Raw genomic sequence first — 19762 nt, 5'->3', positions numbered from 1 at the left:
ATACAAAAGCGTCCGCTGGCAAGCTGCCAATGCGCCACATCCATGCAAACGGCGACGGGCGTCACCGCTTTGCAACAGTTTTCCATCCAGTCCGGACCAACAGCCATGACCACCGCGTCCGACAAAGCATCCGAACGGGCCTATGCCGAAATCCGCGGCCTGATCCTGGCCGGCGATGCCAGCCCCGGCACCCCGCTGCGCGAAGAGGCGCTGGCCGATATCGTTGGCGTGTCGCGCACGCCGGTGCGTGAGGCGTTGAAGCGGCTGGAGGCCGAACATTATGCCATTCGCACCCCCGGCGGCCGGTTGGTGGTGGCGGCCTGGGATGTGGACGATGTCGCTGAAATCTTTGCCCTGCGCGCCATGCTGGAAGGCCATGCCGCCGCCCGCGCCGCGCGCCGGCTCGGCCCCGATGGCCTCGCCGCGCTGAAGGCCTGCAACCAGGCCCTGCACGATGCGGTGGCCGCCGATGAACCCGATGTGGCGCGCTTCCTTGCCGAAAACCGCCGCTTCCACGATCTCGTCATCGGGGCCTCGGCCTCGGCCCGGCTGGCCACCATGCTGGCCAGCCTGGTGGAGCAGCCGATCGTGCGGCGCACCGCCACCCGCTATGCCAAGGCCGATCTGAAGCGCTCAGCCGATGAACATGATCAACTGATTCAAGCCTTTGCGGCGCGTGATGCCGATTGGGCGCGCGCCGTGATGGCCGCCCACATCCACCGCGCGCTTCACGCCTTCCGCGCTGCAAGCCCTTCGAAATAGGCGATGATTTCGGCGGCCGGCATGATTTCGGCGGTCTTGGCCTTCAGATCGAACAGATTGGCTGCGTGCACGCTGTCCAACCGGTCGCCCACGCCATCCTCCACCACCAGCGGCACATAGCCGCAGCAGATGGCATCCACCGCGCTGGCCCGCACACAGCCCGATGTGGACAGGCCGCAGATCACCAGCGTGTCGATATCCAGCGCCCGCAACCGCGCATCCAGATCGGTGCCGAAAAACGCCGATGGATATTGCTTGGTGATCACCGCCTCGCCGGGCGCGGGCTCCAGCGGCGGCTCGAAATCGCCGAGCGGGCTGCCGCGGTCGAACACCCGCAGCGCGGCAATCTTGCGATAGAAGACACCACCGTTGGCGCCACCCGGCTCATATTCCACCCGCGTGTGCAGCACCGGAACGGCCAGCGCCCGCGCCGCCGCCAGCACGCCCGCCGCCACGTCGCGCACCGCCTCCACCCCCGCATAGAGCGGTGATCCGGCGGCAAAATAGGCGCGGGCAAAATCGATCATCAACAGCGCCGGCCGCGCCTCCGGCGCCAGCCCCTGGCCAAAGCCCGCGCTGCGATAATCCGCGCCTGCGTCAACCATCTTAACCTCTCCCGCTGTCAAGCCGTCTATACAGAGGCACAGCAGCTTTGTATACAAAACCCATGTCCGCCACCCCCGCCATCACCATTGTCGAGGTTTCCCCCCGCGACGGCCTCCAAAACGAGGCCAATCTGGTGGAAACCGCCAACAAGATCGCCCTGATCGAGCGGCTGGTGGCCATGGGCGCCCGCCGCATCGAGGTGGCCAGCTTCGTCAATCCGCGCCGCGTGCCGCAGATGGCCGATGGGGAGGCGGTGATCGCCGGCCTGCCTGATGCGCCGGGCGTGCGCTATATCGGCCTGTGCCTCAACGAACGCGGCGTTGATCGTGCCATCGCCACATTGGATGGCCGCCGCCCGCTGGACGAAGCCGGCTGCGTGCTGGTGGCGAGCGACACGTTCGGCATCGTCAACCAGGGCCAGAGCATCGCCGATGGCATCACCGCCAACACCGCCATGCTGGCCAAGGCCAAGGCCGCCGGCCTGTTTGCCCAGGTCACCGTCAGCGCCGCTTTCGGTTGCCCCTATGAAGGCCCGGTGCCCGCAGACCGCGTCATCGATCTGGCCCGCCGCATGGCCGATGCCGGCGCCCAGGAAATCGCGCTGGCCGATACGATTGGCGTCGGCGTGCCATCCCAGGTCGGCGAATTGACCGAGCGGGTGATCGAAGCCATCGCCCCCATCCCGATCCGCCTGCACCTGCACGACACCCGGGGCCTGGCACCGGCCAATGCCTGGGCCGGTTATCAGGCTGGCTGCCGCACCTTTGATTCGGCGCTTGGCGGCCTGGGCGGCTGTCCGTTCGCGCCGGGTGCCGCCGGAAATGTCGGCACCGAAGAGCTGCTCTATCTTTTTGGCCGGTCGGGCATCGACCATGGCCTTGATCTGGAAACCACCCTCGCCGCCAACGCCTGGTTTGCCACCATCATGGGCCGGACCCTGCCCAGCCGGGCGGGCAAGGCCGGCGATTTCGTCGCGCGCCCCATTCCCACCGGAGCAACATCGTGAGCTATCGTCTTGGAGTCGACGTCGGCGGCACTTTCACCGACCTGATCGTGATCGACGAGGAAACCGGCCGCGCCGTACGCGACAAGGTGCCCTCCACCCCGCATGATCCCTCCGAAGCGGTGATCGCCGGCGCCCGCCAGCTGGCCGCCAAGGCCGGCATTTCGGCGGCCGATCTGTCGCTGTTCCTGCACGGCACCACGGTCGCCACCAACGCTGTTTTGGAACACAAGATCGCCCGCGTCGGCCTGATCGTCACCGAAGGCTATCGCCACATACTGCAGATCGCCCGCAGCCTCGTGCCCGGTGGCCTCGCCGCCTGGATCGTCTGGCCCAAGCCCACACCGATGGCGCCGCTGGAAGCCACGATCGAAGCCGATGAGCGGATCGGTGCCGATGGCGCCATCGTCCGCCCGCTCGATGAAGCGGCATTGCGCCAGAGCCTGAAGCGCCTGGCCGAGGAAAAGGTGGAGGCCATCACCGTCTGCCTGATGAACTCCTATCTCAACGATGCGCACGAGCGCCGCATCGCCGAAATCTGCGCCGAGGAAATGCCCGGCCTGCCGATCTCGCTGTCGGCCGATATCCTGCCCGAAATGCAGGAGTATGAACGCGCGCTCACCACCGTGGCCAACAGCGCGGTGCGCCCCACCGTGTCGCGCTATGTCGGCAATCTCGAAAACGCGCTCAAGGATTGGGGCACCACCGCCAAGCTGAACCTGCTGCGGTCGGATGGCGGCCTGATGTCGGCAGAGAAGAGCCGGACGGCCCCGGTGAACCTGCTGATGTCTGGCCCGGCCGGCGGTGTGGCCGGTGCGGTGTGGATCGCCAAGAACGCCGGTTTCCCCAACGTGCTGACGCTCGACATGGGCGGCACCTCCACCGATGTCGCCCTGATCGAGGATTATCAGCCGCGCCTGCGCCGCGAAACCAGCGTGGGCCACCTCACCGTCCGCGCCTCCAGCCTTGATGTGAAGACGGTCGGTGCCGGCGGCGGCTCCATCGCCACCGTGCCGGAACTCACCAAGGCGCTGCGCGTCGGCCCTCAATCGGCGGGCGCGGTGCCCGGCCCGGCCGCCTATGGCCGCGGCGGCGAACTGCCCACCGTCACCGATGCCAATGTGGTGCTCGGCTATCTGCCCGAGAATCTGCTCGGCGGCACTTTCAAACTGGATCGCGACGCATCGAAGCGCGCGGTGCAGACTGTGGCCGACGCGCTTGGCCTGTCCCTGTTCGAAGCCGCGGCCGGCATCATCGCCATCGTCAACGAGACGATGTTCGGCGCGCTGCGGCTCGTGTCCGTGCAGCAGGGCTATGATCCGCGCGATTTCGCGCTGATGGCCTTCGGCGGCGCCGGCCCGCTGCACGGCAATGCCATGGGCATGCTGATGGGCAGTTGGCCGGTGATCATCCCGCCCTCGCCCGGCGTGCTCTGCGCCTATGGCGATGCCACAACCCGCCTGCGTGTCGACGCCCAGCGCAGCTTCAACCGCCTCGTCACCCAGACCAATGATGCCGAGGTTGGCGCGGTAATCGAGGAGCTGATCGCCCAGACCAGCGGTGAACTGGCGGCCGAGGGCGTTGCCGCCAGCGAAGTGGAAATCCGGGTCGAGATCGACCTGCGCTATGCCGGCCAGGCCTTTGAGGTACCGCTCTATTCGCCGCCCGGCTCCACCATCGCCAGCCTCGCCGAACGCTTCGATGCCGAGCACAAGCGATTGTTCACCTTCAATCTTTCGGTGCCGCAGGAACTGGTCAACATCCGCGTCGTGGCGCTGGGCAGGGCCGCAAATGTCTCGGCCGAACGTATCGCCAAGGGGGATGGCAATCCAACCGCCGCCCGCGTGCGCGACCACGAGGTGTGGATGGACGGCCAGGCCCGCGCCGCCGCCATCTATGACCGGTCCAAGCTGCGCGCTGGCGATATCGTGCCCGGCCCGGCGGTGATCACCGAAATGGACTCCACGACGCTGGTCCACAATGGCCACATCGCCAGCGTCGATGATTTCGGCAATCTGCTGATCACCCCGGCGTGAGGATGCTGGCCTGATGCCCGACCGCCATCCCCGCGCGCGGCGCCCGGCCGCCAGGGCCCTGAACCGCTCCGCCAGCCGGTGGGAACGCGGCATGGTCCTGCTTGCGGGCTGGTTGCTGTTGGCGGATGCTTTCCTCTCCACCATCTGGGGAGGACGCTGATGAAGACAATGATGATCGCCGCCATGGCCGCTGCCCTGTCGGCCGCGCCGGCCGCTGCCCGGCTGGAATCCAGCGGTGCGGACGGCTTTGTCTCGGTGAACGAAGCGCTGGTACCATTGCCGGCCGACAAGCTATGGGCTGCCGTGACCAGCTGGAGCAGCTGGTGGGATCCGGCCCACAGCTACAGCGGCAGGCCGGGCGCCATCATCCTTGAACCCCAGGCCGGTGGCGCTCTGATGGAGCGCTGGCCCGGTGGCAGCACCACCCACGCGACCGTGCTCACGGTGATGCCGCCGGGGCTGTTGCGGCTGTCGGGCGGCTTTGGCCCGCTGCAATCGCTGCCGGTGGGCGCCATCCTTGATATCGCGCTGAAGCCCGAAGCCGGCGGCACCCGCCTGAAGATGACCTATCGCATCGGCGGCAGCCCGGCCCAGAAGCTGGATGCGCTGGCCGGTCCGGTGGATTTCGTGATGAGCGCCGGTTTCAGCCGGCTCGTGAACTTTGCCACCACCGGCAAACCCAAATAGCCCTGGTTGAAGGACTGTCCCATGCCCGCCCGCATCATCGAAACCAATCCGCAGCCGTTCGCGGCCAAGGCGATCGACCCGGTCACGCTCGACATCATCGAGAATGCGCTGCGCAACGCCCGCATCGAGATGGACGCGACGCTGGTGCGCACCGCCATGTCGCCCGGCATCCGCGAACAGGGCGATGCCTTCCCGATGATCGCCAATCCGGCGGGCAAGATGATCGTCGGCCAGTTCGGCAGCTTCATCGATGGCTTCCTGAAGGGCTGGGACGGCACCATCGAGGAGGGGGACATGATCTTCCTCTCCGATCCCTATTCCTGCGAAGGCGCGATTTCGCACAGCAACGACTGGCTGGTGCTGCTGCCGGTCTATCGCTCCGGCCGGCTGGTGGCGTGGACGGCGATGTTCGGCCACCAGAGCGACATTGGCGGCAAGGTCGCCGGTTCCATGCCGATCGACGCGCGCTCGATCTTTGAAGAAGGCGTGCGCATCCCGCCGGTGAAGATCTGGAAGAAGGGCGAGTATAACGAGGATCTGATCAAGCTGATCATGCACCAGACCCGCAAGCCGGACTGGTGCGCGGCCGATCTGAACGCGCTCATCGCCTCCTGCCGGGTGGCCGCCCGCCGCATCGATGAAATGTGCGCCCGCTTTGGCGAGGATGAAGTGGTCGCCGCCATGGACGCGCTCCTCGCCCGCAACCATCGTGCCATGAAGGCGCTGATCGCCTCCTCCGTCTCCACCGACAAGGTGAGCTTCGAGGATTTCGTCTGCGATGATGGCGTGGGCTATGGCCCCTACAAGATCAAGTGCACCATGCAGCGCGTGGGCGACAAGGTGGTGCTGGATTTCGACGGCACCGATCCACAGTCGGACGCTGCGATCAATTTCTACCTCAACGAGAACATGTTCAAGATGTTCTTCGGCATTTACATGATCATGGTCTTCGATCCGCAGATCATGTTCAACGATGGCTTCTATGACCTGATCGAGGTGAAGATCCCCGAAGGCTCGCTGCTGAAACCGCGCTATCCCGCCGCCCTGTCGGGCCGTACCCATGCGCTCGGCCGCATCTTTGATCTGTTGGGCGCGCTGCTTGGCCAGCGCACGCCGGAATTCCTCTGCGCCGCCGGCTTCTCCTCCTCGCCCCACCTCATGTATTCCGGCCGTGACCAGCGCGCGGGCAAAAATGGTGAATGGTTCCAGCTGTTCCAGATCGGCTTTGGCGGCATTCCCGGCAAGCCGTTTGGCGATGGCCCCGATGGCCATTCGCTGTGGCCCGGCTTCACCAACGTGCCCAACGAGTTTCTGGAGCGTTATTTCCCGCTGCGCATTGAACGCTATGAAGCGCTGGCCGATACCGGCGGGGCCGGCAAGTTCCGCGGCGGCAATGGCATATTGATGTCCTACCGGTTCCTGTCGGCCGGCACGGTTTCGATCCATGATGATCGCTGGTTCACCTATCCCTGGGGCGTCAATGGCGGCGAACCGGGCAGCCGCGCCCGCAAGATCCTTGAAAAGGCCGATGGCACCCAGACCATCGTTGCCAACAAGCTCGACAGCCTGGATGTGGAGGCCGGCGACCAGCTGCACTTCATCACCTGGGGCGGCGGCGGCTGGGGCAACCCGCTGGAGCGTGATCCGGCGCTGGTCGGCCTCGAAATCCGCCAGGGTCTGGTCAGCGTCGCCGGGGCCCGGGCCTATGGCGTGGTCGCCGATGCCGATGGCACGATCGACGAGGCGGCAACCGCTGCCCTGCGCGCCGAACTGGCGGCGGCCCAGCCGGCCGAACCGGCCATCTTCAACCGTGGCGGCACCGTGGAGCAGCTGCGCGCTGCCTGCGAAGCCGAAACCGGCTTGCCGGCGCCCAAGCCGCCGGTCTGGCATTTTGCCGAGGCCGCGGAATGAGCAGCGCCGCCACCGGGCCGCTGGCCGGCATCAAGGTCGTCGAAATGGGCCAGCTGATCGCCGGCCCCTTCTGCGGGCAATTGCTGGGCGACATGGGCGCCGATGTCATCAAGCTGGAACCGCCCGGCCAGGGCGATCCGATGCGCGTGTGGGGTCGCGGCGATTATCCGCTGTGGTGGGAGGTTGTGGCCCGCAACAAGCGCGCCGTGTCCTGCAACCTGCGCCTGCCCGAAGGCCAGCAACTGGCGCGCGACCTCATCGCCAAGGCCGATATCCTCATCGAGAATTTTCGCCCCGGCACGCTGGAAAAATGGGGCCTCGCGCCGGAAACCCTGCACGCACTGAACCCCGGCCTGATCATCGTGCGCGTCTCCGGCTATGGCCAGTCCGGCCCCTATTCGTCGCGCGCCGGCTTTGGCGGCATTGGCGAGGCGATGGGCGGCTGGCGCGCCATCGTTGGCGATCCCGACCGGCCGCCCAGCCGCATGGGCGTCTCCATCGGGGACAGTCTGGCTGCCACCTATGGCGCGCTCGGCGCGCTCGCCGCCCTCAACCACCGCCATGCCACCGGCAAGGGCCAGATCGTCGATTCCGCCCTGTATGAGGCGGTGCTGCAGGTGATGGAATCGCTGGTGCCGGAATATGTCGCCTCCGGCTATGTCCGCGAACGCTCCGGCTCGGTGCTGCCCGGCATCGCGCCCAGCAATGTTTATCCCTGCAAGGACGGCGAATATCTGATCGGCGCCAATCAGGACACGGTGTTCGGCCGCCTGTGCGAGGCCATGGGCCGCCCCGAGCTGGCCAGCGATCCGCGCTATGTGAACCATGTCGCGCGCGGCCGGCACCAGGAAGAGCTGGATGCGCTGATCGGCGAATGGACGAAAACGCTGACCGTTCAGGAACTGGAAGACAAGATGGTCGCCGCCGGCGTTCCGGCCGGCCGCCTCTATCGCCCGCAGGACATGCTGGACGATCCCCATTTCCAGGCCCGCGATGCCATCATCGGCGTGCCGCACCCGCGCTGGGGCGAGGTGAAGATGCAGAATGTCTTCCCCAAATTGTCGGCAACGCCCGGCAATGTCCGCCGCCGCGCGCCGGAATCCATCGGGCAGGACAATGACGATGTCTATGGCGAGCTGCTCGGCCTCGATGATGCCGCGCTGGCTGATCTCAAGGCGCGCGGGATTATCTAGGCCGTGAACGCGTGAATATCGCCCTCTGGGACGGGATTTTCAGGCCCGAGGCGAGTGAGCAAGCGCAGCGGCGGTAGCGGCGCTACCGCCCAGGCGCAGCGAGCGCTGCATCGGGCCTGAAAATCCCGCCTGAGGTGGCCCGGAGACGCCAAATCGACGTCGCCAGTCGGCTTGCTGTGAGGGGGCTTTGCCCCTCCAACGTCGATTTGGCGTCTCCGGGCCATCACGGGGGGGCGATATTCATGCGTTCACGGCCTGATCGCCTGCCACAGCATCACAGCGCCCAGCCCGGCCATCAGCAGCGCGGCGAGCACCCGCACCGCCGCCATCGGCACCAGGCGCAACACGCGGTCGCCGAGGAACACCGCCGGCACATTGGCCAGCAGCATGCCCAGCGTGGTGCCGATGGTGACGGCGGCCACATCGTGGAACTGCGCGCCCAGCCCGATGGTGGCGATCTGGGTCTTGTCCCCGATCTCGGCGACGAAAAAGGCGATGGCGGTGGTGAGGAACACGCCGCCGCGGCTCACCGGCGGAGCATCATCCGCCTTGTCCGGCACCAGCACCCACAGCGCCGTGGCGACAAACCCCAGGCCAACCGCGATGCGGAACCCTGGGCCGCTGAACCAGCCGGCCAGCGCCGCGCCGGCCCACGCCGCCAGCGCGTGATTGGCCAGCGTTGCCGCCAGCACCCCGGCAATGATCGGCCATGGCCGGCGGAAGCGCGCCGCCAGCATGATCGACAGCAATTGTGTCTTGTCGCCCACTTCGGCCAGCGCGACGAGGCCCGTGGCCGTGCCGATGATCCCCAGACTGTCGGTCATGTCATCACTCCCCCGGCAGACACGGCTGACGCCATGGCCCGCCGGATGCGGCCACAGCGCCAACGGTCTTGCCCGCTTCCACTGGAAGCTTGCGTCACCATGGCCAGGCCGGCCAAGTGTGTTGGTGACGCCGATTGGGGGCTACTCCCCGATTGACGGAAGCAGCGATAGCAGCTTGCCCGCCGGCCGTCCACGGCGCACAATGCGTATATGCCCCTGATCCATCTGCTGCTGGCCGGCGCCGTGGCGGCTGTTGCTGCCCCCGCCACCCCAACCGCCCCGCCTGCACCCGGGGCCAATCGCATTGCCCCCGCTGTCATCGACAACAGTCTCGAGATCCTTGGAGAGGCACTGGCCGCCGAACAGCTGAAAAAACGCATGTTCATCGATGTGAAGGTGAACGACACCGGGCCACACCGCTTCCTCGTTGATTCGGGCGCAGACCGGTCGGTGGTCAGCGATGGCCTCGCATTGCGGCTGAATCTGCCCCAGGGCGAACCGGTGCGCGTGCAGGGCATGGCAGGTGTGCGCGATGTCGAAACAGTGGAAGTGGCGGCGCTCACGCTTGGCACGTCCGAAATCGGCCCGATCATCGCGCCGGCACTGTCGGCCCGGCATCTGGGCGCGGATGGCCTGATCGGCATCGATGCGCTGGCCGATCAGCGGCTGATGCTGGATTTCGACAAGCGCACCATCACCGTGCAGGATTCGCGAACGCCCTATGTCGCCAACGGCAATGAAATCCTGGTCACCGCCCGCCGCCGCAAGGGCCAGCTGATCATCACCCAGGCGGCGATTGACCGGCGCAACGTGTCTGCCGTGATCGATACCGGCAGCGAGGTGACGCTTGGCAACAGTGCGCTGCGGCAACGGCTGTTCGGCGCCGGTCGCCCCAAGGGGATGGAGGATATCGAACTTCTGTCAGTCACCGGCCAAACGCTGAAGGCCGAGGCGATCCGGCTCGACAATGTCCGCATTGGCGGCCTCACCCTCAACAATGTGGTGATCGCCTTTGCCGATGCGCCGCCCTTTGCCCTGTTCGGCCTCACCGACACACCGGCGATCTTCCTCGGCTCTGATCTTCTGTCCAGTTTCCGCCGTGTCAGCCTGGATTTCCGCAACCGCAAAGTGCGCTTCACCCTCAGGGCGGATGCCACCCCGGGCGGCTTTGTCAGCCAGCGCTATTAGGGCGCTTCAGTTCTGCAGCGTGTTGGTCGCCAGCCGCTGAAACTGACTCTGGCAGCCAGCTTCGATCAGCGCGGCGCCCAGTGCCTCGACATCGGCCGCCGCCGCAATCTGTTTCACGGTCAGCGTCACCGGGGTCTTGCCGCCGCTGATGGTCAGCGCCCCGGCCTTGCCGGCCACCAGCGCCGGCAGCGTTGCCAGCGCCTGGCCAATGCCGAACATCACGCTGGCCGTTGCACCATCGTCGCGGGTCACCGTCACCGTCTGCGCGGCCGTCGTATCGGCGCGCCACAGCGCGATATTGGCCGGATCGATGGCGCAAACCGTGTCGCTGGCGCGGGTGTCCAGCGCCCACACGCCGGGCGGGGTGGGCGGGCCCTGGTCCTGGCCGCCGGCGCGCACCGCCCCGATGCGGGCGCGGCGGGCGGGCTTCTGCACCAACAGGTCGCTGAACGCCACCTCCTGCGCCACGGCGCTGGGCGCGGCCAGGCTGAAGCTGCCGGGGCCGGAAAAGCTGCGCGTGCCCTTGGCATCCAGCACCACGATCGAATCGCCGGCCTTCAGGCTGATCGGGCCATCACCCAGCCGCTGGCCGGGCTTGAAGCTGGCGGCCGACGGGCCGGCAGCGCGCACCACCAGCGGGCCAGCCAGCGCTGTGCTCGCCACCAGTGCCACCGCCATCGCCACAGCCGATTTAATCGAGATCATATACGCCTCCCGGTCCCACCTGTTCCATGCGTTGTATCAGATACGCGAGCGCCTTGTCTTGCGGTGCAGCGGCTGAACGCTGCCTGAGGGCGTCAAGCGCGCTGGCATCGCCGCGCTCGAAGGCGGCATAAAGCCCGGCAAAAATCTTGTCTTGCACCGCATCGCCGGCGCCCAGCGGTTCATACACCTCGATCGGCTTCTGCCGGCCGCGCACCCGCACCCGGCCCATGGGGCGGAAATGCTCCAGCCCCATCTGGGTCGCCGCCTCCCCGCTCACCAGCGCGGCGGTTTTCAGCGACTTGTTGGCGCCTTCCAGCCGCGCCGCGACGTTCATCGAATCGCCCAGCGCGGTGTACTGGATACGGCCTTCGCCGCCGAAATTGCCCACCACCACATCGCCCCAGTGCAGGCCAACACGGGTGCGGCCCATGGCTTCGCGGCCTTCGGCAGCCACCTTGAAGCGTTCGCCCACCTGCGCCATTTCCACGGCGCAGGCCAGCGCACGCTGCGCGTCGTCGGGCCGGGCAATCGGCGCCCCCCAAAAGGCCACCACGGCATCGGCAACGAACTTGTCGATGGTGCCGCCATGCTTCAGCACCACGTCGCTCATCGCATCAAGATAGGCGTTCAGCGTGGACGCCACCACCTCCGGCGGCTGGCTCTGGCACATCGATGTGAAGCCTTCGATATCGGTGAACAGCGCAAAGATCGGCCGCCGCTCGCCGCTCAACTGCAGCCGTTCCGGCTCGGCCAGGATCTGCTGCGCCACGTCGCGCGGCAGATATTTGCCCAGCGCCCCTTGCGCGAACTTGCGCTGTTCCGCCCCCACGATGCGCGCCGTGGTGCTGGCCGCCATCAAGGCCAGCAGCCAGCCCACGCCCAACCCGGCGCAGGGCAGGCCATAAGTGTCAAAACCCGCCCCCTGCAGGCCATAGGGCAACCAGCCCAAGAGACCGATTTCGGCCAGCACGAACGGCCCCAGCAGGCGCGCGCCCAGGTCAAAACCGCCGGTCACCGCGCCCAGTGCCACCGCCAGGATCGCCAGCCCCCAGATCACCCAGCCGGGCAGCCGCTTGAAATCGCTGCCATCCAGCGCCTGGGCGATCAGCACGGCGTGCAGCTCCACCCCCGGCGTCGTCTTGCCCGACAGGCGGGTGAAGGGCGTGATGAACCGGTCCGCCTCCGGCAGATCGGCGCCGATCAGCACGATCTTGCCGGCAATCGCATCCTTCAGCGCGGCCGCCGTTTCGGCATTGCCAAACAGGTCCACCGGCAGGGAGGCAAACACAGGCCGGTCGGCAAACAGGGCTTTGCGAAAGATCGCCGATCCCTTATGCCGGTCATAGCCCTTCACCCCGGTGATGGCATTGACCAGCAGCGGCGGCGGCCGCTGCGCCGGGTTGGGCCATTGCCGCCAGGCATTGTCATTGTCCACATCCAGCCGGATGTTGGCGGTGCGCACCGGCGCGGATGCCACGCTGCCGAAAAACCGGCGCATATGCGCTTCCTGCCAGGGCATGACGAACTCGCCATTCTCGGCATTGCTGGAAAAGCCAAAGAATGTCGGCGTCTTCATGCCCAGCAGCGCCGCCTTCAGCACCGGGTCTTCCGGCTGCGGCTGGTCGATCAAGATGTCAACGCCGATGGCGCGCGGGTCCAGCGCATCGATGTTTGTCAGCGCCCGCGCCAGCATGGTGCGGTCCAGCGGCGACCGCTTGCCGGTGGCGGTCAGCGTCTCCTCGGTGAACACCACCAGCACCACGCGCGGATCCTGGTCCACGCGCGGCGCAGTCAGATCCACCCGCACATCATAGAGGCCCCGTTCGGCCGACAATGCCAGCGGCAGGTTCCAGCTGAAGCGCGCGATTGCCAGCGCCAGCCCCAGCACCAGCAGCGTCGCCGACAGGCGCAGCGGCCCGGCCGTGGCGATCGCGCGGCGCATCGTGGCAATCCGGTTGGCCATGCACCCCCTGTGGCTGGCAAATCGCGGGCATCATAGGCGACGGCCGGCCATCAGCGCCAGCCCTCACCCAAGGCTCAGCGCCGGCGCCCGCGTCCCTTGCCCTTTCCGGCACCATCCACGTCAAACAGCCCGGCCAGGCTTTCGATGATGGTGCCGCCCAGCTGCTCGGCATCCATGATGGTGACAGCACGGGCATAATAGCGCGTCACATCATGGCCGATGCCGATGGCGATCAGCTCAACCGGGCTCCGCGTCTCGATCTGCTTGATCACGGCGCGCAGGTGCCGCTCCAGATAATTGCCGCTGTTCACCGACAGGGTGGAATCATCCACCGGCGCGCCATCGGAGATAACCATCAGGATGCGCCGGTCTTCGGGCCGCGCTAACAGCCGCTCGTGCGCCCACAGCAGCGCCTCGCCGTCGATATTCTCTTTCAGCAGGCCTTCGCGCATCATCAGGCCCAGATTCTTGCGCGCCCGCCGCCATGGCGCATCGGCCTGCTTGTACACGATGTGGCGCAGATCATTGAGCCGCCCCGGCTTGGCCGGCCGGCCGGCGGCGAGCCACGCCTCGCGGCTCTGCCCACCCTTCCAGGCGCGGGTGGTGAAGCCCAGAATCTCGGTCTTCACCGCGCAGCGTTCCAGCGTGCGGGCCAGGATATCGGCGCAGATTGCGGCGATGGAAATCGGCCGGCCGCGCATCGAACCCGAATTGTCGATCAACAGCGTCACCACCGTGTCGCGGAAATCGGTGTCGCGTTCGATCTTGTAGCTGAGGGCATGGGCCGGGTTGGTGACGATGCGCACCAGCCGTGCGGCATCCAGCAGGCCCTCCTCCTGGTCGAAATCCCAGCTGCGGTTCTGCTGCGCCATCAGCCGGCGCTGCAACCGGTTGGCCAGCTTGGTCACCGCCGATTGCAGCGGGATCAGCTGCTGGTCCAGATAGGCGCGCAGCCGGGTCAATTCCTCATCGTCACACAGGTCGGCGGCACCCACCACCTCGTCAAACTTGGTGAGATAGGGCTTGTAGTCAAAATCCGGCGGCAGGTCGCTCAATGGCATGTTCGGCCGCCATGGCATCATGCCCTCATGGCCCTCGTCGCCCATCTCGGCGTCAGACACCTCGTCGGTGTCCATCTCCACCTCGCGTTGCTCGGCATCCTCGGGTGCATCGCTGGACTCTTCGGCGCGGGTCTCGGTCGATTGCTCGCTGCCGCCGCCGTCGTCCTCCTGGTTCTCCTCATTGTCCTCGCCGGGCTGTTCCTCCTCGGCACCGTCATCCGATTGCTCAGTCTCGTCGCTGGACTCTTCGGGATCGGCGGCCAGGCCCAGATCGGCCAGCACATGGCGCATCATCTGGCCGAACTGCGCCTGATCGCCCATCGATGCCGCCAACGCATCCAGATGGCTGCCGGCCTGCGCCTCGATATGGCCGCGCACCATGTCGACGGCCTGTTGTGCCACGCGCGGCACCGCGGCACCGGTCAGCCGCTCACGCACCATCAGGCTGATGGCGGTGGCCAACGGCACTTCATCGGCGGTGCGGGCGCGCACGATCGGATCGGTGCGCAGCCGCTGCTCGGTCATCCGGTCAAGGTTGCGGGCGACGCCGGCCATTTCGTTGGCGCCCAGCGCCTCGAACCGCGCCTGCTCCACCGCGTTCCAGATATCGCGCGCCAGCCCCGCATCGGGCTGATCGGCGGCATGCACCCTGGGATCATGGTGCAGCCGCTTCAGCGCGAAGCTGTCGGCCCAGCCGCGCACTTCGGCCACCTGCTCGGCCGGCAACGCGCGCGCCGGCTGCGGCACCCGCGCCTGATCGCCGAAACAGCCCGGCTTGTCGGCGGTATAGGCCAATTCCATGTCGGGCGCATGGCCCATGGCCCGCATGGTCGCGGCCACCGCCTGGCGGAAATCCTCGATCGGGTTCGGATCAGCCATGGCTGGCCCCTTCTGGCGGCGCAAACGCCGTCTTGAAACCAAAGGCCTGCTGGCTGGGGCCATAACGGTCCAGCAGCCACAGCCGCGCCAGCCCTTCCATCACGTCCGGGCGGTGGCCGGCGGGCACCCACCACAGCGCCTGAAACGCGCCATCGAACGGCACAAACCATTGCCGGCGCTGGCGCATGATGCCGGCATGGCTGCTGCGATAAACAAAGGCCGACAGGCTATCGAGATCGGTCCACACCGAAATGTTGACCAACAGCTTGGGATCGGGCGTCGCCTGGATATCGGTGGCGTTGCCCGCCTCGTCCTGCAGCCGCCAGACAAAGCCGGGGCTGGCATCGGCGATGGCGTTGATGGCATCCAGCGCGGCATAAAATTCGGCCACCATGGGATCGCCCTTGGGCGCCACCATGGTGCCGATGTTGATCTGCGCCAGCTGCCAGCCCGACATGCGTTACCGCTTCGCCTTCGCCGCCACGCTTTCCGGCAATTCCTCGCCGAACACGCGCTGATAATATTCGGCCACGATGCTGCGCTCCGCCTCGTCGCACTTGTTCAGGAACGACAGGCGGAAGGCAAAGCCCACGGAGCCAAAGATCACCGCATTCTGGGCCCAGGTGATCACCGTGCGCGGGCTCATCACCGTGGAAATATCGCCGCCGATGAAGCCCGACCGTGTCATGTCGGCCACGCGCACCATGTTGGCCACAGTCTTGCGGCCAGCATCGCTGTCAAACTGCTTCACCTTGGCCACCACGATGGCGGTTTCGGTGTGGTGCGGCAGATAATTCAGCGTGGTGACGATGCTCCACCGGTCCATCTGGCCCTGGTTGATCTGCTGCGTGCCGTGATAAAGCCCGCTGGTGTCCCCCAGGCCCACGGTGTTGGCGGTGGCAAACAGCCGGAACCACGGGTTGGGCCGGATCACCCGGTTCTGGTCAAGCAGGGTCAGCTTGCCTTCCACTTCCAGCACGCGCTGGATCACGAACATCACGTCGGGGCGGCCGGCATCATATTCGTCGAACACCAGCGCCGTTGGCGTCTGCAGCGCCCATGGCAGCAGGCCTTCACGGAACTCGGTCACCTGCGTGCCGTTCCTCAGCACGATGGCATCCTTGCCGATCAGGTCAATGCGGCTGATATGGCTGTCGAGGTTGATGCGGATGCACGGCCAGTTCAGCCGCGCCGCCACCTGCTCGATATGGGTGGATTTGCCGGTGCCGTGATAGCCCTGCACCATCACCCGGCGGTTGTGGGCAAAGCCGGCCAGGATGGCAAGCGTCGTGTCGGGATCGAACACGTACGACGGGTCCAGATCCGGCACGCGTTCATCGGCAATGGAAAAGGCCGGCACCGCCATGTCGATATCGACCCCGAACACCTCGCGGGCGTCCACCGTGGTGTCGGGCGCGGAAAGGGCCACCGGGCGGGTTTCGTGCATCTCGCTCACGTCTTGTTCGACTCCATCTTGTATCCGGCAGCGGATTTCAGGTGCGTAAAGGCGTTGACCACCGCCTGCAACTTTCCTTCGTGTGACCGGTCCCCCCCATTGCTGTCAGGGTGGTATCGGCGCACCAGCGCGCGATAGGCGCGGCGGATATCGGCGGGGCTGGCATTGCGGTCCAGCCCCAGCGCGCCCAGTGCCTTGGCATCACCGGGCGCCGCCCATTTGCCGGGTGGCGGTTTCGGCCGCGCCGGGCCCTTGCCGCTGAACAGCTCGTGCGGATCGCCGATGGTGAAGGCCGGCTTGCCCCGCACCATGTCCTGCACCCAGCCGGCCATCGGTGATTGCGCGGCGTGGATCTCGTCCACGCTCATCCCGTCGAAATAATTGTAACCGGCGTTGAAGGCACGCACATGTTCAAGGCACAGAAACTGCCAGCCGCCCACATCGCCCGGCACCTTGTTCGATCGCGGCGCGCGAAATTCCCCCGCCTCGCCACAGCCCGGCCAGGCACAGGCCTGCGGCTGGGCCTGTTCAACCCGCCCGTGCCACCGATTGGGGCGTCTGGCATTTGGCTCGGAAATGACGGTGTCCCTTTGTTTCAGCCGGTCTATAACGGCCGGCAAAGGAGTGCATATGGGCAAGGTTGCCGCAGAAATCCACGCGCGTCTCACCGCCGCGCTGGCGCCACACAGCCTGGAGGTGATCGACGACAGCCACCAGCATCGCGGCCACGCCGGCCACCGCGGCGATGACGCCGAATCGCATTTCACCGTCAGGCTGACGGCCGCCAGCTTTGCCGGCCAGTCGCGCATCGCCCGGCAACGCGCCGTTTATGCCGCACTGGGCGATCTTGTCGCCCCCGATCGCATCCACGCGCTGCGCATCATCGCTGCGGCACCGGGGGAAGGCTGATGCGCGCGGCGGCCGCCACCATCGCCACCATGCTTGCCCTGCTGTTGGCTGCCCCGGCGCTGGCTGCCACCGAAAGCATAGGCAGCCTCGATGCCGTGCCCATCATCGATCGCCTCGATGTCGCCGATCTGCCCGCCGGCCAGCTGCAGCGCTTCTGGTTCCGCGCCGGCGCCAGCCCGGTGGGCCAGCCCTGGCTGGTGCCAGTGGTGGTGGTGAAGGGCGCCACACCCGGCCCGCGCCTGATGCTCACCGCCGGCATCCACGGCGATGAACTCAATGGCATCGCCGTGCTGCACCGGCTGGCCGCCACGGTCGACCCCGCCAGATTGTCGGGCACGCTGGTCATGGTCCCCGGCCTCAACCCGCCTGGCCTGATGCAGTCGGCCCGCCAGTTCACGCCCGATTGGGGCCGCAGCGCCCCCAATCTCAACCGCGAAATGCCCGGCAAGGAAGGCGGCAACACGGTCGCCGATTTCGCCGGCCGGCTGTGGAACCGCCTGATTCGGCCCAATGCCGATACCGCCGTTGATCTCCACACCCAGTCGCGCGGCACCGCCTACATGATGTATGTCTTTGCCTCCAACGCCCGCACGCGGCGCATGGCCGAACTGGTCGGACCCGACATCATCAAGATGGACAAGGGGGACAAGGGCACGGTGGAAAACACCCTGACCGATGATGGCGTGCCGGCGATCACCCTGGAATTGGGCCGGCCCGAGATGTTCGACGACGTGATGATCGCCCGCGCCGAAGCCGGCCTCACCAACCTGATGCGCGAGCTGAAGATGCTGCCCGGCAAGGTGACCCCACCGCCGGCCAGCCTGTTTGTCGCCAATGATCTGATGCCCGCCCGCGCCACGAAGGCCGGCTGGGCCCGGCTGCTGCTGCCGCTGGGCGCTGCAGTGAAGAAAGACCAGCCGATCGCCGAGATCCGCGACGCCTTCGGGCGCCTGATCGAAACCGTCACCAGCCCGGTCGATGGCCGCATCAACATGATCGCCACCGATCCCCGCACCGATCAGGGCACCAGCATCGCCCGCATCACCTGGTGGTCGCCCGATCCGGCCTGCGCAAACGGCTGTTGAACGCAAGCCGGCAAGTCGCTAATCCCGCAACCGGGCCGGCTTAGCACAGCGGTAGTGCAGCGGTTTTGTAAACCGAAGGTCGGGGGTTCGATCCCCTCAGCCGGCACCAGATTTTCTCCATCCGCTCGTGCACTTGCTCCGCCCCGCTCTTGGGGCCACAGTGACAGCTTCGGGGATGGGTGATGCGATATCTTTGGCTGCTGGGCGTCTGGTTTTTCTTGTCTGCCTTTGGGCCCAGCCCGCAGCTGTTTGATCCACCACCAGGCGATCCGGCCCAGCCGCGCACCTTGCTCGTGTTTCTCGATGGCACCCGAAACGATCAGGCCAGCAACACCAACGTCCACAAACTCTATCATGCGGTGGTCACAGCCCGCACCGCCGCCGGAGCAACCGACACCGCAGCTTTCTACATCGAAGGGATTGGCACCGGCTATCGCCTGATTGGTGCTGCCACCGGCTGGGGCATCAGCTACCGGGTCCGCCAGGCCTATGCCTGGCTGTTGCAGCGCTGGCGCCCCGGTGACCGCATCGCCATCTTCGGATTCAGCCGCGGCGCCTACAGCGCACGCGTCTTGGCGAGCCTGTTGCAACATGCCGGCTTGCCCGCGCAACCGGTGACCGACCAGCAGCGCGCGCTTGCCATGGCCGATGTGCTGTTTGACGCGGTGAAGCAGCGCAAGGCCACGGCTGCCACGCGCATGGACAATGCCAGGAGGGCGGCAGCGCGCCGACGCTATCCACCACTGCAGGCCCATGTGCCCATCACGTTCATGGGCCTGTGGGACACGGTGGAGGCTCTGGGCGACCCCACCGACGATCCGGCCCTCGTGGATCTGCCCAACACCCGTTATGGCGATCAACTGTGCAACGTGGAACGCGCGGCCCACGCTGTCGCCGCTGATGACAACCGTGCCACCGTTTATCGCCCAGTGCTGCTGACGGGGGCGCATCTGCTCGCCGATTGTCCGCAAGGCCCGGGCACAGGCGGCATCGATGCGCGGGTGGAAGAAATGTGGTTCACCGGCGCCCACAGCGACGTGGGTGGCAGCGAAGCCGGCGACTATGCCAAGCGCCGGCTCGGCGGTGTCACGCTGAACTGGATGCTGGCACAGCCTGGCACAGTCGATCTTCTGGCCGGGATTGGACCGTTTCCCGCCAATCCTGCCGATGTGTCGGGCAACGGATATGATGCCACCAAGCCAATCGGCAAACCCATCCCCCGCACGCTCGCCGTTCGCCAGCGCACCATCGATCGTCTCTACAACGCTGGCCGCATCAAGGTGCACAGTTCGGTGGTCCAGAACCTTGCCGAACGGCCACGCGCCCAGCACGAGCTGGATTGGGCAAACCTGTTTCCGGACTGCTTTGCAACTGCAAGCGGCAGAGCCACGTTTCGGCCAGACCAGCCACATTGCCAGCTGGTGGTGGTGGCAGACCCGGCACCACCCTCACCGACCAATTGATCACCAGCCTACGCAATCCCCCGCTCTTTTC

Annotated in this window: 18 protein-coding genes and 1 tRNA gene; 11 read left to right on the top strand and 8 right to left on the bottom strand. The window is 66.6% G+C overall.

Annotation, left to right across the window (positions count from 1 at the left end; translation table 11 throughout):
* Positions 1 to 105: 105 nt before the first annotated feature.
* Positions 106 to 762, top strand: a complete 657-nt coding sequence (locus AC6BOR_RS11740) for a GntR family transcriptional regulator (RefSeq protein WP_498058595.1) — start codon at positions 106 to 108, stop codon at positions 760 to 762.
* Here AC6BOR_RS11740 and AC6BOR_RS11735 read toward each other — a convergent pair.
* Positions 729 to 1367, bottom strand: coding sequence for an isochorismatase family protein (locus AC6BOR_RS11735; RefSeq protein WP_498058594.1), 639 nt, complete (start codon positions 1365 to 1367; stop codon positions 729 to 731). The two genes, AC6BOR_RS11740 and AC6BOR_RS11735, sit on opposite strands and share 34 nt — an antisense overlap.
* Positions 1368 to 1429: 62 nt before the next feature.
* On the opposite strand from AC6BOR_RS11735, the gene AC6BOR_RS11730 reads away from it, so the two are divergent.
* The 5 genes from AC6BOR_RS11730 (at position 1430) to AC6BOR_RS11710 (ending at position 8198) form a co-directional block, all read left to right on the top strand.
* Positions 1430 to 2374, top strand: a complete 945-nt coding sequence (locus AC6BOR_RS11730) for a hydroxymethylglutaryl-CoA lyase (RefSeq protein WP_498058593.1) — start codon at positions 1430 to 1432, stop codon at positions 2372 to 2374.
* The gene (locus AC6BOR_RS11725) at positions 2371 to 4407 is read left to right on the top strand and encodes a hydantoinase/oxoprolinase family protein (protein ID WP_498058592.1); all 2037 of its coding nucleotides are present in this window, start codon (positions 2371 to 2373) and stop codon (positions 4405 to 4407) included. The genes AC6BOR_RS11730 and AC6BOR_RS11725 overlap by 4 nt, the downstream gene beginning before the upstream one ends.
* Before the next feature lie 159 nt (positions 4408 to 4566).
* A complete protein-coding gene (locus AC6BOR_RS11720; RefSeq protein WP_498058591.1) occupies positions 4567 to 5094 on the top strand; it encodes an SRPBCC family protein in 528 nt (175 codons plus the stop codon).
* Positions 5095 to 5115: 21 nt separating this feature from the next.
* A complete protein-coding gene (locus AC6BOR_RS11715; protein WP_498058590.1) occupies positions 5116 to 7005 on the top strand; it encodes a hydantoinase B/oxoprolinase family protein in 1890 nt (629 codons plus the stop codon).
* Positions 7002 to 8198 carry a CaiB/BaiF CoA transferase family protein gene (locus AC6BOR_RS11710; protein ID WP_498058589.1) on the top strand — a complete coding sequence of 399 codons (1197 nt, stop codon included), beginning with the start codon at positions 7002 to 7004 and terminating at the stop codon, positions 8196 to 8198. Before AC6BOR_RS11715 ends, AC6BOR_RS11710 begins: the two co-directional genes overlap by 4 nt.
* Before the next feature lie 248 nt (positions 8199 to 8446).
* Here the strand turns inward: AC6BOR_RS11710 and AC6BOR_RS11705 are convergent, their stop codons facing one another.
* A complete protein-coding gene (locus AC6BOR_RS11705) occupies positions 8447 to 9022 on the bottom strand; it encodes a TMEM165/GDT1 family protein (RefSeq protein WP_498058588.1) in 576 nt (191 codons plus the stop codon).
* Positions 9023 to 9232: 210 nt separating this feature from the next.
* Here AC6BOR_RS11705 and AC6BOR_RS11700 point away from each other — a divergent pair, with 210 nt between their 5' ends.
* Positions 9233 to 10210, top strand: coding sequence for an aspartyl protease family protein (locus tag AC6BOR_RS11700; protein WP_498058587.1), 978 nt, complete (start codon positions 9233 to 9235; stop codon positions 10208 to 10210).
* Between the two features lie 6 nt (positions 10211 to 10216).
* On the opposite strand, the gene AC6BOR_RS11695 is transcribed toward AC6BOR_RS11700, so the two are convergent.
* The 6 genes from AC6BOR_RS11695 to AC6BOR_RS11670 form a co-directional block, all read right to left on the bottom strand.
* Positions 10217 to 10915 carry a hypothetical protein gene (locus tag AC6BOR_RS11695; protein WP_498058586.1) on the bottom strand — a complete coding sequence of 233 codons (699 nt, stop codon included), beginning with the start codon at positions 10913 to 10915 and terminating at the stop codon, positions 10217 to 10219.
* Entirely contained in the window at positions 10902 to 12878 is a 1977-nt protein-coding gene (locus AC6BOR_RS11690; RefSeq protein WP_498058585.1) for a CHASE2 domain-containing protein, read from the bottom strand. Before AC6BOR_RS11690 ends, AC6BOR_RS11695 begins: the two co-directional genes overlap by 14 nt.
* Positions 12879 to 12952: 74 nt before the next feature.
* Positions 12953 to 14818, bottom strand: a complete 1866-nt coding sequence (gene cobT / locus AC6BOR_RS11685; protein WP_498058584.1) for a cobaltochelatase subunit CobT — start codon at positions 14816 to 14818, stop codon at positions 12953 to 12955.
* Positions 14811 to 15275, bottom strand: a complete 465-nt coding sequence (locus AC6BOR_RS11680; RefSeq protein WP_498058583.1) for a DUF3291 domain-containing protein — start codon at positions 15273 to 15275, stop codon at positions 14811 to 14813. Before AC6BOR_RS11680 ends, cobT begins: the two co-directional genes overlap by 8 nt.
* 3 nt (positions 15276 to 15278) lie before the next feature.
* Complete coding sequence (cobS, locus tag AC6BOR_RS11675) at positions 15279 to 16265, bottom strand: cobaltochelatase subunit CobS (protein ID WP_086117816.1); 987 nt, start codon at positions 16263 to 16265, stop codon at positions 15279 to 15281.
* A 5-nt stretch (positions 16266 to 16270) separates the two neighbouring features.
* Positions 16271 to 16714 carry a J domain-containing protein gene (locus AC6BOR_RS11670; RefSeq protein WP_243375694.1) on the bottom strand — a complete coding sequence of 148 codons (444 nt, stop codon included), beginning with the start codon at positions 16712 to 16714 and terminating at the stop codon, positions 16271 to 16273.
* Between the two features lie 190 nt (positions 16715 to 16904).
* Between AC6BOR_RS11670 and AC6BOR_RS11665 the strand changes: the two genes are divergently transcribed.
* The 4 genes from AC6BOR_RS11665 to AC6BOR_RS11650 all read left to right on the top strand — a co-directional run bounded on the left by AC6BOR_RS11665 (position 16905) and on the right by AC6BOR_RS11650 (position 19731).
* Positions 16905 to 17183: a BolA family protein gene (locus AC6BOR_RS11665; RefSeq protein ID WP_498058582.1), complete on the top strand. Its 279-nt coding sequence runs from the start codon at positions 16905 to 16907 to the stop codon at positions 17181 to 17183.
* Positions 17183 to 18268, top strand: coding sequence for a succinylglutamate desuccinylase/aspartoacylase family protein (locus AC6BOR_RS11660; protein WP_498058581.1), 1086 nt, complete (start codon positions 17183 to 17185; stop codon positions 18266 to 18268). The genes AC6BOR_RS11665 and AC6BOR_RS11660 overlap by 1 nt, the downstream gene beginning before the upstream one ends.
* A 34-nt stretch (positions 18269 to 18302) precedes the next feature.
* Positions 18303 to 18377, top strand: a tRNA-Thr gene (locus AC6BOR_RS11655).
* Positions 18378 to 18450: 73 nt separating this feature from the next.
* Positions 18451 to 19731 carry a phospholipase effector Tle1 domain-containing protein gene (locus AC6BOR_RS11650; RefSeq protein ID WP_498058580.1) on the top strand — a complete coding sequence of 427 codons (1281 nt, stop codon included), beginning with the start codon at positions 18451 to 18453 and terminating at the stop codon, positions 19729 to 19731.
* Positions 19732 to 19762: the final 31 nt, after the last annotated feature.

It is taken from the genome of Sandarakinorhabdus sp. FBCC-B8862 (assembly GCF_059745315.1).
The sequence above is the reverse complement of the archived record's forward strand: the minus strand, read 5'-3'. Positions and strand labels throughout refer to the sequence as shown.